This window comes from Microterricola pindariensis (genome assembly GCF_002936985.1).
Taxonomy (GTDB): Bacteria; Actinomycetota; Actinomycetes; order Actinomycetales; family Microbacteriaceae; genus Microterricola; species Microterricola pindariensis.
Genome location: NZ_MPZN01000016.1, coordinates 1 through 13,110, shown reverse-complemented (window position 1 = coordinate 13,110; position 13,110 = coordinate 1). Strand labels below are relative to the sequence as shown.

Here is a 13,110-nt window from a genome sequence, read left to right as displayed (position 1 = left end):
ATGTCGGGCTCGTCGAGCCTCGTTGTGGTGGGCGCGGCCAGGCCGCGCGTTGTTTCCTAGCGTGTGGTTCCGGCCACCTTCGGCAGGGCGCCGCCGGCGGCGGCATTGCGGTCGGGGCGGAAGTTGGAGAGGTCGAGACCGGGGATGTCGCGGACCAGGTCGAGTTCGTCCTCGATCTGCGCGGCCTCCCACTCTTCGGGTCCGACGAGGGGCAGCCGCACGCGCGGGCTGCCGATGCGACCGAGGCCGTGCAGGATGTACTTGGCCGCGACGGTGCCGGGCACGTGCGTCATGACGGCGCGCACGAGCGGCTCGAGCGCCTGGTGCGCGGCGGTCGCCGTGGCGAGGTCGCCCGCGTTGACGGCGTCGATCATCTGGCGGTACGGGGCGGGGGCGATGTTGGCGGTGACGCCGATGAGGCCGGTGGCGCCGATGGCCAGGTGCGGCAGCACGTTGGCGTCGTCGCCGGAGAAGTACATCAGGTCGGTCTGGTTGAGCACGCGGCTGACCTCGCTGAAGTCGCCCTTGGCGTCCTTCACGGCGAGGATGTTCGGGTGCTTGGCCAGGCGCATGATCGTCTCGTACTTGATCGGCACGCCGGTGCGACCGGGGATGTCGTAGATGATGACGGGCAGGTCGGTGGCGTCGGCGACCATGCGGAAGTGGGTGAGGATGCCGGCCTGGGTGGGCTTGTTGTAGTACGGCGTGACGATCATGATGCCGTCGGCGCCGGCCTTCTCGCTGGCCTTGTAGAGCTCGATGGCGTGCGCGGTCTCGTTGGAGCCGCCGCCCGTGATGATCTTGGCGCGGCCGGCCGCGACGTCCTTGCCGACCTCGACCAGCTTGAGCTTCTCCGGGTCAGTCAGGGTGGACGTCTCGCCGGTGGTTCCGGTGACGACGATGCCGTCTGCTCCGGCCGTGATGACGTCGTCGATGTGCTTCTCCACCGCGGGCCAGTCGACTTCACCGTCTGCGGTGAAAGGGGTCACGAGTGCGACGAGGACCTGGCCGAAGGGATTCGCTGTAGAAGACACAGATCATAGGTTATCTGGTCGGCGGCGCCGCGGCATCCGGGGGCCGTCACGGGCGGCCTCACTGAGCGGCCTCACTGCGCCACCCGGGCGGCGTGGATTCGGCTTGCGCGCGCCTATCGCTGTGGCCGGTCCGCGGATGCGACGGCCCGCACGGTCGGTTTCAGCCCCTTGCGTCGGCGTGTTCCACCGCGCATCCGCTCACTGGCCACGATCCGACTCGCTCGTGCCCGGAGCGCGCCGAGGACCGCGGCCTCGACGCTCGGCCAGTCGTGCACGATCAGCGCGTAATCGAAACGCAGTGTGTCGTAACCCAGCGCGGCAGCGCGTGCGTCTCTGCGGCGATCGCGGTGCCGCTGCCCCGGCGCCTCGTGGTTGCCCTTGCCGTCCGCCTCGATGATCAACCAACCGTCGACAACGAAGTCGACCCGCCCGACGGTGGGGATCACGACCTGTGCGCGCACGGTGATGCCGTGCGCGGCGAGACGGTAGCGGATGAGCGATTCGAGTCCACTCTCGGCGGACGCTGTCGCCAGGTGGAAGAGATCGTCGAAGCCCTGTGGCAGCAGCGCGCGCAGCGACCGGATCTCCGCGGCGCTGATCTTGTGTTGAAAGAGAGCCGATTCCAACGCGACGAAGAATGCCTCCCTCCCGAGGCAGAAGGCCATCTGCTCGAGCGCGAGCGGCACCGTCATCACGGCCCGGTTGCGACGGAACGCGATCGCCTCGCTCCAGTGCGCCACGCACTGGCAGTCCTCGTGGGCACGTTCGTGGCCGGTCGGGGTGAGCCAGACGTGCAACCCCGTGAAGGGCATGACCCAGAGGCCCGCAGCCTGAGCCGCAGACACGCACCCCAGCACCCCGCCGTGCAGGATGGCGGCTCGCCGGCTCTGGCCGATGTCGGGTAGCGCATAGATGCCCTCGCGCAATCGCTCGATCGAACCGTCGTGCACGGCGCGGCGCAGGCAATGCCGGCTCGCGCCGCGGGCACGGAGCTCGGCCGTGCGGGCGACGCCGCCCAGGGAGCGACACTGGGCGGCTACCTCAACTGGTGTCAACATGCACTGAGTGTCACCCACCCGCTGGCCGCATCGGAGGCCCGTTCACAAGCTGGGCACAACTCGCGCCGACCGCCAGCCTGTGCAGAACTGTGCTCCGCTGTGTCCCGCGCACCCCGCCGCACCCCTGCACGCCGCTGCGCCCCGTACGCCCCGCCGCTCCCGCCTGCCCCGCCGTACCCCCTGCCCGTTCCACCGCCGAGCGCTCGTAGCCGGTCGGCGGATGCGGGGGACATTTCCGGCCATATCTGGCCGTTCCGTCGGTGTATGGGCGGCCTCATCCGCGAACTGGCTACGGACACCGGGGGTCGCGCCGCAGTGGAGTGGCGCGGGCGATCAGGGGCCCGGGAGGAGGCGCTCAGGCGCGGGGCTGCGGCGCTCAGGGCGGAGCGGTGGCGATCAGGGGGCGGGGTGGTGGCGCTCAGGGCGGAGCGGTGGCGCTCAGGCGCGGGCGTAGCTGAGGAAGCGGTAGTCCAAGCCGGTGCGGGAGGTGTGCCAGCCGGATTCCGGATCGGACGCCTGCACCGACCAGCCGGAATCGATCGCCGGGGCGTGGGTGTCGCCGTCGAACGCGGCGTCGATCTCGGTGACCTCGAGCCGGTCGACGAGGAACCCGCCATCGGCCGCCACCCCGCTGCCGGCCAGGGCCAGCGCGAAGATCTCGGCGCCGCCGATCACCCAGACGCGGTCCCCCGGGGTCAGGGATGCCGCGAGGGCCACGCCGTCGGCCAGCGAGCCGGCCGTGTGCGCGCCGTCGGCCGACCAGTCGGCCTGCCGCGTGACGACGATGTTCTCGCGGCCGGAGAACGGCCGGAACCGCTCCGGGATCGAGTCCCAGGTCTTGCGCCCCATCACGACCGCGCCGCCGAGCGTCGCCGCTTTGAAGTGGGCGAGGTCCTCCGGCACGTGCCAGGGCATGACGCCGTTCAGACCGATCACGCCGCCGCGCGCCTCGGCCCAGATCAGGCCGACGCTGATCGGTGCCGGTGCCACGGCCGCGCCGCCTGCGGTATCCGTGCCCGCGCTCATACGGCGACGGCGCCGCGGATGGCGGGGTGGTGCTGGTAGTCGACGACGGCGAAGTCCTCGAACTCGTAGTCGAGCACGCTCGGCCGCTCGGCGGTGATCTCGAGGCTCGGGTACGGGTACGGCTCGCGGCTCAGCTGTTCGGTGACCTGCTCGACGTGGTTGTCGTAGATGTGGCAGTCGCCGCCGGTCCAGACGAAGTCGCCCACCTCGAGGCCGGTCTGCGCCGCGATCATGTGGGTGAGCAGCGCGTAGCTGGCGATGTTGAACGGGACGCCGAGGAACATGTCCGCACTGCGCTGGTAGAGCTGGCAGCTGAGCTTGCCGTCGGCGACGTAGAACTGGAACAGGGCGTGGCAGGGGGCCAGGGCCATGTTCGGGATGTCGGCCGGGTTCCAGGCGCTGACGATCAGCCGGCGCGAGTCCGGGTTGGTCTTGATCTGCTCGATCACCTCGGTGATCTGGTCGATCTGCTCGCCGCTCGGCGTCGGCCAGGAGCGCCACTGCACGCCGTAGACGGGGCCGAGCTCGCCGGCGGCATCCGCCCACTCGTCCCAGATGGTGACGCCGTGCTCGCGCAGCCAGCCGACGTTGCTCTCGCCGCGGAGGAACCAGAGCAGCTCGTAGGCGATGGACTTGAAGTGCACGCGCTTGGTGGTGATGAGCGGGAAGCCCTCGGCCAGGTCGAAGCGGACCTGGCGGCCGAAGACGCTGCGCGTCCCGGTGCCGGTGCGGTCGGTCTTCTGCGTGCCCGTTTCGAGCACCTCTCGCAGCAGGTCTTCGTACGGGGTGGCAATGCCGGGGGTGGGGGTCGTCGCGCTCACCCCTCGATGCTAGTCGGCCGCCGCCGGGCTGCGGCTGTCATTCGCCGTCACAGTCGACCGCGCGGCTCGATCCCCGCGTAGATTCACCGCATGAATTGGCCTCCCGCCCTGGTCGGCGCCCTCGCCCTGCTCGCCCTGAGCACGGCGCTCGGCCTGCTCTGGAAGGCGCGGAGCGGGCGCGCCCGACGCGCCCCGGCCGCCCTCTCCCCCGTTCTGACCCCGGCCGAGCTGGCGGATGCCGCCGGCACCCCCGCGCTCTTCGGCAGCCGTGCGACGCTGCTGCAGTTCTCCACCGAGTTCTGTGCGCGCTGCCCGCAGACCCGGGTGCTGCTCGCCGGCGTCGCCGCCGCGCACGAGGGCGTCCGCACCGTCGAGATCGACCTCGGCCAGCGGGCCGACCTGGCCCGGCGCTTCCGGATCATGCAGACGCCGACCGTTCTCGTGCTGGACGCCTCCGGCGCCGTGCACACCCGGATCGGCGGGGCGCCGGAGCGGCGCACGCTCACCCACGCCATCGAACAGATTCTCGGAGAGGACTCCCATGTCGCTGCCATCCGCTGAGCCGGCCGCCCCGCACACGCCCGCCGCGTCCGCGCCCGCCACCGCGCCCGCGGCCGCCGCGAACGCCGACACGCCCACCGCGCCCGCCGGCATCGACCCGCGCGGCCCACGATTCAGCGCCGCGATCACGGCGGTGCTGCTGTTCGCGGTGGTGCTGCTCGCGCTCTCCGGTGCGGAGACGGCGGCCCTGCTCGGCCTCGCCGCGATCGCCGCCCTCTTCGCGTGGGGCGCCTTCGCCGGCATCCGCCGCCACCCCTACGGCCTGCTGTTCCAGAAGCTGGTGCGCCCGCGGCTGGCGGCGCCCACGGAGTGGGAGGACCCGCGGCCGCCGACCTTCGCGCAGGGGGTCGGGCTCGTCGTCACCGGCATCGGAGTCGTGCTCGGCCTGCTCGGGCTGCCCGTCGCGGTCGGTATCGCGGCGGCCGCCGCCTTCGTCGCGGCCTTCCTCAACGCGGTGTTCGGATACTGCCTCGGATGCCAGATCTACGTCCTGCTCGTCCGCCTGCGCGGATAGGCTGGGCGCAGGAGGTTTCACAATGGCGCTCACCAGCGAAGCAACAACGGTATGGAACGGATCACTCTTCGAGGGTTCCGGCACGGTCACCCTGGATTCATCGCAGACCGGGGAGTTCCCCGTGAACTGGAAGGCCCGCTCAGAGGGAGCCCCGCACACGACGAACCCTGAAGAGCTGCTCGGGGCGGCGCACGCCTCCTGCTTCTCGATGGCGTTCTCGCTCGCGCTGACGCAGGCCGGCTTCACGCCGACCAGCATCCAGACAACGGCGGCGGTCACCTTCGAGGCCGGCAAGGGCGTGCTCGGCAGCCACCTGCTGGTCAACGCGGTTGTGCCCGGCATCGACGAGGAGGAGTTCCACCGCATCGCGGAGGAGGCCAAGGCCGGCTGCCCCATCTCGCAGGCGCTGGCGGGCATCCCGATCACGCTCGAAGCCGACCTCGCCTAGGTGAGCGACCGCTTCATCCCGAGCGGCCACGTCCCCCGCACGCGCCGCCAGAAGGAGTCGCAGCTGCGGGTGCTGGTCTCCGGCGCGTCCGGTCTCATCGGCACCGAGCTCACGCGCCAGTTGGAGGCGACGGGGCACACGGTGCTGCGCCTCGTCCGCCGACGGCCGCAGGCCGAGAACGAGGTGAACTGGGCGCCGACCGCGCGCATCCTCGACTTCACCCTGATGAACAGCGTGGATGCCGTCGTCAACCTGTCCGGCGCCTCGCTGGCCCGGCTGCCGTGGACGGCGGCCTACCGCAAGGAGATCCTGTCGTCCCGGATCGAGACGACGCACGCGTTGACGGATGCCATGCGCATGGCGTCCTCGCCGCCGCCCGTGTTCCTCAGCGCCTCGGCCGTCGGCATCTACGGTGACCGGCCGGGCGAGCGCCTCACCGAGGACGCGCAGCGCGGCACCGGGTTCCTCGCCGACGTCGTCGACGCCTGGGAGCGGGCGGCGCACCTCGCCCCGGAGAAGACGCGCGTCGTCACGTTCCGCAGCGGCATCGTGCTCGGCCACGGCGGCGCGCTCAGCCGCCTCGAGACGCTGACCAAGCTCGGTCTCGGCGGCCCGATGGGCAGCGGCGGCCAGCACTGGCCGTGGATCAGCCTGTACGACGAGGCGGCCGCCATCCGCCACCTGCTCACCTCGCAGCTGAGCGGTCCGGTCAACCTGGTCGGGCCGACCCCGGCCACGGCCGACCGCATCAGCAAGGCCATCGCGAGCGAGCTGCACCGGCCCTACCGCTTCGCCGTGCCCGAGAAGCTCGTCTCGCTGACCATGCGCGAGGCCGGCGACCAGCTGCTGCTGGCCAGCGCCAAGGTGGTGCCCGAGCGGCTCCTCGCCGACGGCTTCACCTTCCGCAACGAGACCGCGGAGTCCGCGATCGCCGAGATGCTCGGCCGCTAGCGCCGCACGCGCGCTCGCAGCCGGCACGAGCCGCGCGCGGTCGCTGTGGCGGTCGCTGTGGCGGTCACGCGCGCCCTCGCGGACGCCGCACGCGCTCGCGGCCCTCGAAAAGTCTCGCGGCCCCGGACATACCGAGGGCCGCGAGACTTTTCGGGGGCCGCGACGTCCGGGAGCTCAACGGGGTGAGGTCAACGGGGTGCGCTCAACGGGGTGCGCTCAGTGGGCGGAGCGCTCCAGCGCGATCGCGTGGATGATGGCCTTGCGGGCGCGGCGGCGGTCGCCGGAGGCGTCGTAGGCGAGTCCGAGCCGGAACCAGGCGCGCCAGTCCTCCGGCGCCGCCTCGACCTCGGCCTGGAACCGGCCGAAGTCCTCGTCGGCGGCGTCGCGCAGCGGGCGTCCGCTGGCCCGCGTCGGCAGAACTTCCTCCGGCAGGGCCCCCTCGGCCTCCAACACGCCCACGAGGCGCTGCGAGCGGACGCCGAACAGCAATTCGCGGCCGAGCGCCCACGCGCCGACGAGCGGCAGCACGATGAGCGCGATGCCGATGCCGACCGCGATCGGCTCCCCCGTCATGACGAACTGCACGGCGCGCCAGCCGATCAGCACGATGTACAGCGCGAGCAGGGCCGCCATCAGGAGGGCGGCGGTGCGGCCCTTCACAGGGCGGGTCCGGATGCCGCGGCGGCGCCGTCTGCTGCGGGCGTGGCGGGCGCGATGGGGCTCGTGGCCTCCGGCATCCCGAGGCCGAGCAGTGAGTCAAGGCCGACCGTGACGCCGGCCAGGCCCGGCAGCGCGCGCAGGGCGAGCACGATGCCCTGCTCGTAGGAGCTCGGCGAGAGCGTGTCGTGGCGCACGGTGAGGGTCTCCCCCACGCCGCCCAGGATGACCTCCTGCCGGGCGAGCAGGCCGCTCATCCGCAGGCTGTGGATGGGGATGCCGTCGACCTGCTGGCCGCGGGCGCGCTGGTCGGTGTGGGGGGCGAGCACGGGGCCGAGGGCGCCGCGGGCCTCGGCGATGCGCTCCGCCGTGCGCACCGCGGTGCCGGAGGGCGAGTCGATCTTGGCGGCGTGGTGCGCCTCGATAATCTCGATCGACTCGAAGAAGCGGGAGGCGATGGCGCTGAGGGCGGTGCCGAGAACGGAGCCGACCGAGAAGTTCGGCACGACGAGCACGGCGGCGCCGTTCCCGAGGGTCTCGACCGTGCGGGACAGGGCCGCGACGGCATCCGCCGACCAGCCGGAGGTGCCGACGAGCACACTCAGGCCGTGCGCGAGCGCGAAGTCGACGACCTGCTGACTGACGCCGGGGTGGGTGAAGTCGATGGCGATGTCAGTGCGGGCCTCGCCGCTGCCGAGCATCTCCTCCAGCGCGCTCGAGGAGTCGAGTTCGGCGACGAGCTCGAAGCCCTCTGTCTCGCGGACGAGGCGGGCGGCGAGCTGTCCCATTTTGCCGGTGGCGCCAATGATGGCAACGCGTGAAGTCACCCGCTCAGACTAGCAACTGCGGCCTGCCCTCCCGCCGCGCGGAGCCCTACGCTGGGGGGATGATTCAGTTTGTCGAGACGTCGGTTGACAGCGCGGAGGCGCAGGAGCTGCTGGGTGAGTACTTCGCCGAGCGCGCGGTGGGCTTCCCGCCGGAGCAGGGTGTGTACCGCCCGACGTTCCCCTCTGCGGAGCAGTTTGCCGGGCAGGCAGGCCGTTTCCTGCTGGCGCGGGAGGACGCTCCGGGCGAGGCGGGCGACGGCGCGCTGCTCGGCTGCGGCGGCGTCCGCCGCATCCAGCGCGCGGATGCCGGCCTGGTGCGCTTCGAGGTCAAGCACCTGTACCTGCGCCCGGCCGCCCGCGGCCGCGGGCTCGGGCGCGCCCTGCTCGCCGAGTTGGAGCGGCGGGCGGCGGAGCTGGGCGCCGAGGAGATCGTGCTCGACACGAACGCCAACCTCGAGTCGGCCGGCGCGTTGTACCAGCGCGCCGGGTACAGCGACATCACGGCGTACAACGCGAACCCGAATGCGACGAACTGGTACGGCAAGCGGCTCGGCTGACGCGTTTCGACATTTCCGGCGGTTGAGCTTGTCGAAACCAGCGAGGGGTTCCGACGGGGCGCCCCACCAGCGGCGCTAGATCTGCAGCTGGTCCGGCAGCCCGGTGCGCAGCTCCACCGGGAGGTGGCCGAGGTCGTTGTGCGTCACGAGCGTCCACGGGCGGCCCGGTTTCTGCTGCAGCACGGTGAGCCCGCAGTTGGCCTGGTTGATGCTCACCCAGCGCCAGTCGGGCGCCCCGAGCACCTCGCGCACGAACCAGCCGATCACGAAGTTGTGCGTGATCAGCAGGTCGTGCCTGTCCGCGCTGCTGGACTGCAGAAACTCCGCCGTGGCGTCCTCCATCTGGGCCCGTCCGGCCTCGATCTCGGCCGGCGTCACCGAGCCGAAGAACGGGTCGTAGCTGGACGGGGTCTCCGGCGACGGGCCGGACGGCACGCAGTCGAAGAGCAGCGCCGAGGGTTCCGGTGTGATGGCCGGCAACCGCTCTGCGATGATCGCGGCGGTCTCGGCCGCGCGCTGCAGCGGCGAGTGCCAGGCGCTCGTGAAGGGAACGCCGCCGAGCCGCTCGGCGATGAGCTGCGCCTGGCGGATTCCGCGCGGGGAGAGTGGGCCGTCGGGGAGGCCGTGCTCGGCGTCCTGTTGCTCGCCATGGCGCACGAGATAGAGGTAGTGGGGCACCGGTGACCCTTTCTTGTGGAACGAAGAGTGTGGAACGAAGTGTGTGTGGGCGAGCTGTGGGGCGGGCCGGCGCTCAGCGCCGGGGACCGGGCGGGGTGAGGTCTGCGGATGCCGCGGCCACGGCGTCGCCCTGAGCGCCGGGCGGAGCCAGGGTCCCCGGCGCGGATGCGGTCGCTGCGGCGCCCGTGCTGCTCGGCATGATCGGGGCGAACACCTCGGCGTCGACGGCGCCGACGGCGACGAGGGAGAGCGGCCCGCTGGCGAGGTCGGCGGCCAGCTCGCGCACGTCGTCCGCGCCGACGAGGGCGAGCCTGCGCAGCGCCTCGTCGAGGTCGACGAACTCGCCGGTGGTGATCTCGGAACGGCCGAGGCGCGACATGCGGGTGTCCGAGTCTTCGAGGGCCAGTGCGGAGGCGCCGGAGAGCTGCCCGCTGGCGCGGCGCATCTCCTCCTCGCTCACGCCGTGCTCCGCCAGGCGGTGCAGCTCACCGAGCAGCAGCTCGGCGACCTGGCCGCTCTTGGCCGGCGAGCAGCCCGCGTAGAGGCCGAAGACGCCGGCGTCGGAGTAGGAGGCGGCGTACGAGTACACCGAGTAGGCGAGGCCGCGCTTCTCGCGCACCTCCTGGAACAGGCGTGAGGACATGCCGCCGCCGAGGATCGAGTTGAGCACGCTCATGGTCACCCGGCGCTCGTCGGCCGCCACGATGCCGGGCATGCCGATCAGCATGTTCACCTGCTCCAGCGGCCGGTTGACGATCGTCAGCGGGCTGCCCTGGCTGATCGGCACGGCAGCCAGGCTGCGGCGTGCGACCGGGGTGGCGTGCGTGCCGAGATCCCAGCCGGCCTCCTCCAGGGCCGCCACCACGATGGCAACGAGCTCGTCGTGGTCGACGGCTCCCGCCACCGAGACGACCAGGTCGTTCGGCCGGTAGTTGGCCCGGTAGTGCTCCATCACCGCGTCGCGGGTGACGGCCTCGATGTGGTCGGGGGTGCCGCCGATGGGCCGGCCGAGGGGGTGGTCGCCGAGCACCGCGTGGAACAGGCTCTCGTTGGCGACATCCGCCGGGTCGTCCTGGGACATCGAGAGCTCTTCGAGGATGACGCCGCGCTCTGTCTCGAACTCGATCGGGTCCAGCACCGAGGAGGCGAGCATGTCGGTGAGCACCTCGACGGCCATTGGCAGGTCGCGGTCGCGCACCTTGGCGTAGTAGCAGGTGTATTCCTTGGCCGTCATGGCGTTGTGCTCGCCGCCGACGGAGTCGAAGGCAACAGCGATGTCGAGGGCAGTGCGCTTCGTGGTGCCCTTGAAGAGGAGGTGCTCGAGGAAGTGGGTGGATCCGAAGGTGGCCGGGTGCGCCGGGGCGGAGCCGCGGGCGGGGCGGGCGGGCTGCTCGTCGCGGGATCCGACGGCCACCCAGAAGCCGATGGTGGCGCTGCGGGCGCCGAGCACCTGCTCACTCAGGACGCGCACGCCGCTCGGCAGAACGGTTCGCCGAACGCGGGCATCCCCCGACGCTTGAAAAGACAGCTCGGGCGTATCCAGGGAGAACTCAACTGCACCATTCATCACAGCCACCCTACGCCAGCGCACAGACGGGGTGCCGAAAAACCCCCCGCGCGGGGGTGCCACGGGCGCCCGATCCGTGCGGAGACGCCCCTCCGGGCGAGGGCTGCACCCCGCGTCGTTCCGGGCGCGCCGAGCCCGCGATTATGGGGGCAGACAGATCTGTCTGCCCATGCTATGTTCAACTCGTCATCGACCGGCGGCACCCCCAAAACACCGCGAGAAGACGCCGAAGTGGGCGCCGCTACCCCGGGGCCCAGTTCTCCCGCCGCCCCGAACGGCGGAGGAAGCCTCTGACTTCCGGGAGCCCCGAAGCTCTCACGGGAATGCAACACAAACGAGTGTCCCTAGCACTTGTTGAGCATGGCAAGGTTTGTCGACCCTTGCCCGGCACAGAGGAGGTGGCTGGATGGAAGACCGCCACGAAGCGCCCGTCCAGCCCGCCACGCATGCCAAGGTGCGCATCCTGGACACGGCCAATCGCCTGTTCTACAACGAGGGCGTCCACAGCGTGGGCATCGACCGCATCATCGCGGAGGCCGGCGTCACGAAGACCACGCTCTACAAGTACTACAGGTCCAAGGAACTCCTCACCGTGTCCTATCTCCAACTGCGCGACAACTATGTGCGCGACATCGTCGCGCGCTTGCAGGCGCAGACGGAGGATCCGATCGAGCGGCTGCACCTGTTGGTGGAGGCCATCGCCGGCGAGGCCGAGAAGCCGGACTTCCGCGGCTGCCCGTTCATCAACGCCACCGCCCAGTTCAGCGATCCGCAGCACCCGGTGCGCCTGGCCATCGCCGAGCACCGCCGCTGGTACTCCGAGCAGGTGGAGCAGATGTTCCGCAATGCCGGGCACCCCGACCCCGTGCAGGCCAGGGACGACTTCTTCCTCGCCCGCGACGGCGCCTACGCGAGCGCGAACCTCGGCGACCCGGCGACGGCGACGGCGGCACTGCGGCGGATGACGGGGCGGCTCATCGGGCAGGCATCCGGCGGGCAGGCATCCGGCGGGGACAGCGAGGCCTAGCCCGGCTCGCGGCGGCGGCTCAGTTGCCCGCAGTCGCCCTGTCCAGGTCGATGATGTCGGCGCGGCTGAGCCGGAACGTGGCCGCCGCCATCACGGCGTCGAGCTGCTCCGGGCTGCTCACCCCGGCGACCGGTGCGCAGATGTTGCGCTTGGACTGCAGCCAGGCCAACGCGACGGTGGCCAGTTTCACGTCGAAGTCCTCCGCGATGCGGTCCATCACGGTGAGGAGGCGGGTGCCCCGCCTGGTCAGGTGGGAGGCGATGCGCATTCCCCGAACGTCCGGGGCGATCATGGAGCGCGAGCGGTAGCCGCCGGCCAGGAAGCCGTTGGCGAGGGCGAAGTAGGGCATCACGGCGAGGCCCTGCGCGCCGGCCAGCAGCGCCAGCGACGTCTCGTACTCTGCGCGGTGCATCAGGTTGTAGTGCGATTGCAGCACCCGGAAGCGGGGCAGTCCGTTGGCGGCCAGCACCCGCGCCTCGAGCAGTCGCTCCGCGGTGAAATTGGAGGCGGCCAGGTAGCGCACGGCGCCCGCCCGAATCAGCGAGTCGACCGCGCTGAGGCTCTCCTCCAGGTGCACGTCTCGGTCGTCGAGGTGGAAGGTGAGCAGGTCGATGTGGTCGGTCTGCAGGCGCGTGAGCGAGGCCTCGACGGCGCGGATGATGCCGGTGGCGCCGAGCCCAAGGTTCTCGGGGTTGCGCCCGATCTTGGTGCACAGCACGGTGGCGTCGCGGCTGCCGGTGCGGCGCAGCCACGATCCGATCAGCTGTTCGCTCCGCCCCGCGGCGTAGCTGTCCGCGGTGTCAATGAAGTTCCCGCCGGACTCGCGGTAGCGGTCGAGCACCGCCTCCGCCGCGGTGGCGCCGAGGGTCCAGCCGAACATGCTCGTGCCGAGGGCCAGCGGGAAGACGTCGAGATCGGTGTCGGCCACCCGGCGGCGCATCGCGTCCGGGAGCGGCAGCAGCGCCGCGGCGGCCGCGCCGTATGCCCCAGCGGGTGATTCGGCACCTGTCGGCGCACGCGGGTCTGGTTCGGGAGCGGCCGTGCGCGTGCCGAGTTCCGGGATCTGGGAGAGGCCGGAGATCTCGCCGGAGTGCGGGGAGTGCTCGAGCGCCTCCGGTTGGCGTCCAGACCGAGCGGTCTCCTCTTCTTCCTGACGCTTCCGGGCCCCCACCCGAACAAATTGAGCCATACTCACCCCTTCCCTGCTTCGACCCTAGCCCCGGGGTACGACAGCGCACCGGGGCCCGCACCGAACCGTTACCAAACCGTGTGCTCTGCCCGTTCGAGAAGCGCGCGGGCATGCCGCAGCACGGGCTCGTCGATCATGCGCCCCTCGAAGCGGAATGCCCCGGGCTCGCCGGCCGCACGCGCGAGCAGGGCGGCC

At 71.4% G+C, this 13,110-nt stretch carries 15 protein-coding genes and 1 pseudogene; 6 read left to right on the top strand and 10 right to left on the bottom strand.

Annotated elements, in window-relative coordinates:
• Positions 1–56: 56 nt before the first annotated feature.
• The 4 genes from dapA to GY24_RS06700 form a co-directional block, all read right to left on the bottom strand.
• Complete coding sequence (dapA, locus tag GY24_RS06715; RefSeq protein WP_083364485.1) at positions 57–1,034, bottom strand: 4-hydroxy-tetrahydrodipicolinate synthase; 978 nt, start codon at positions 1,032–1,034, stop codon at positions 57–59.
• A 113-nt stretch (positions 1,035–1,147) separates the two neighbouring features.
• Entirely contained in the window at positions 1,148–2,092 is a 945-nt protein-coding gene (locus GY24_RS06710; RefSeq protein WP_104474980.1) for a type IV toxin-antitoxin system AbiEi family antitoxin domain-containing protein, read from the bottom strand.
• Between the two features lie 438 nt (positions 2,093–2,530).
• The gene (locus tag GY24_RS06705) at positions 2,531–3,118 is read right to left on the bottom strand and encodes a dihydrofolate reductase (protein WP_104474944.1); all 588 of its coding nucleotides are present in this window, start codon (positions 3,116–3,118) and stop codon (positions 2,531–2,533) included.
• A complete protein-coding gene (locus GY24_RS06700; RefSeq protein ID WP_104474943.1) occupies positions 3,115–3,939 on the bottom strand; it encodes a thymidylate synthase in 825 nt (274 codons plus the stop codon). The genes GY24_RS06705 and GY24_RS06700 overlap by 4 nt, the downstream gene beginning before the upstream one ends.
• 90 nt (positions 3,940–4,029) lie before the next feature.
• Here GY24_RS06700 and GY24_RS06695 point away from each other — a divergent pair, with 90 nt between their 5' ends.
• Genes GY24_RS06695 through GY24_RS06680 form a run of 4 tightly spaced genes read left to right on the top strand, consistent with a single transcriptional unit; the run spans position 4,030 to position 6,413 of the window.
• Positions 4,030–4,500, top strand: a complete 471-nt coding sequence (locus GY24_RS06695) for a TlpA family protein disulfide reductase (RefSeq protein ID WP_104474942.1) — start codon at positions 4,030–4,032, stop codon at positions 4,498–4,500.
• Positions 4,481–5,014 carry a DUF4395 domain-containing protein gene (locus GY24_RS06690; protein WP_104474941.1) on the top strand — a complete coding sequence of 178 codons (534 nt, stop codon included), beginning with the start codon at positions 4,481–4,483 and terminating at the stop codon, positions 5,012–5,014. The genes GY24_RS06695 and GY24_RS06690 overlap by 20 nt, the downstream gene beginning before the upstream one ends.
• A gap of 22 nt (positions 5,015–5,036) precedes the next feature.
• Positions 5,037–5,462 carry an OsmC family protein gene (locus GY24_RS06685; RefSeq protein ID WP_104474940.1) on the top strand — a complete coding sequence of 142 codons (426 nt, stop codon included), beginning with the start codon at positions 5,037–5,039 and terminating at the stop codon, positions 5,460–5,462.
• The gene (locus GY24_RS06680; protein WP_233279237.1) at positions 5,463–6,413 is read left to right on the top strand and encodes a TIGR01777 family oxidoreductase; all 951 of its coding nucleotides are present in this window, start codon (positions 5,463–5,465) and stop codon (positions 6,411–6,413) included.
• Between the two features lie 216 nt (positions 6,414–6,629).
• On the opposite strand, the gene GY24_RS06675 is transcribed toward GY24_RS06680, so the two are convergent.
• Positions 6,630–7,073: a tetratricopeptide repeat protein gene (locus GY24_RS06675; protein ID WP_407662152.1), complete on the bottom strand. Its 444-nt coding sequence runs from the start codon at positions 7,071–7,073 to the stop codon at positions 6,630–6,632.
• Positions 7,070–7,897 carry a 4-hydroxy-tetrahydrodipicolinate reductase gene (dapB, locus tag GY24_RS06670; RefSeq protein WP_104474939.1) on the bottom strand — a complete coding sequence of 276 codons (828 nt, stop codon included), beginning with the start codon at positions 7,895–7,897 and terminating at the stop codon, positions 7,070–7,072. Before dapB ends, GY24_RS06675 begins: the two co-directional genes overlap by 4 nt.
• A 59-nt stretch (positions 7,898–7,956) precedes the next feature.
• On the opposite strand from dapB, the gene GY24_RS06665 reads away from it, so the two are divergent.
• A complete protein-coding gene (locus GY24_RS06665) occupies positions 7,957–8,454 on the top strand; it encodes a GNAT family N-acetyltransferase (protein WP_104474938.1) in 498 nt (165 codons plus the stop codon).
• Positions 8,455–8,529: 75 nt separating this feature from the next.
• Here GY24_RS06665 and GY24_RS06660 read toward each other — a convergent pair whose 3' ends face one another.
• Together GY24_RS06660 and GY24_RS06655 are read right to left on the bottom strand one after the other, a co-directional pair.
• Complete coding sequence (locus GY24_RS06660; RefSeq protein WP_104474937.1) at positions 8,530–9,132, bottom strand: histidine phosphatase family protein; 603 nt, start codon at positions 9,130–9,132, stop codon at positions 8,530–8,532.
• Positions 9,133–9,205: 73 nt separating this feature from the next.
• Positions 9,206–10,699 carry a M16 family metallopeptidase gene (locus GY24_RS06655; RefSeq protein ID WP_104474936.1) on the bottom strand — a complete coding sequence of 498 codons (1,494 nt, stop codon included), beginning with the start codon at positions 10,697–10,699 and terminating at the stop codon, positions 9,206–9,208.
• 406 nt (positions 10,700–11,105) lie between these two features.
• Here GY24_RS06655 and GY24_RS06650 point away from each other — a divergent pair, with 406 nt between their 5' ends.
• Positions 11,106–11,726 (top strand): TetR/AcrR family transcriptional regulator, encoded by a 621-nt coding sequence (locus GY24_RS06650; protein ID WP_104474935.1) that lies wholly within the window; start codon positions 11,106–11,108, stop codon positions 11,724–11,726.
• Between the two features lie 19 nt (positions 11,727–11,745).
• On the opposite strand, the gene GY24_RS06645 is transcribed toward GY24_RS06650, so the two are convergent.
• Both GY24_RS06645 and GY24_RS18055 read right to left on the bottom strand, forming a co-directional pair.
• Positions 11,746–12,915 (bottom strand): aldo/keto reductase, encoded by a 1,170-nt coding sequence (locus tag GY24_RS06645; protein WP_104474934.1) that lies wholly within the window; start codon positions 12,913–12,915, stop codon positions 11,746–11,748.
• Positions 12,916–12,983: 68 nt separating this feature from the next.
• A pseudogene (locus tag GY24_RS18055) lies at positions 12,984–13,110 on the bottom strand (CoA ester lyase); the annotation flags it as partial.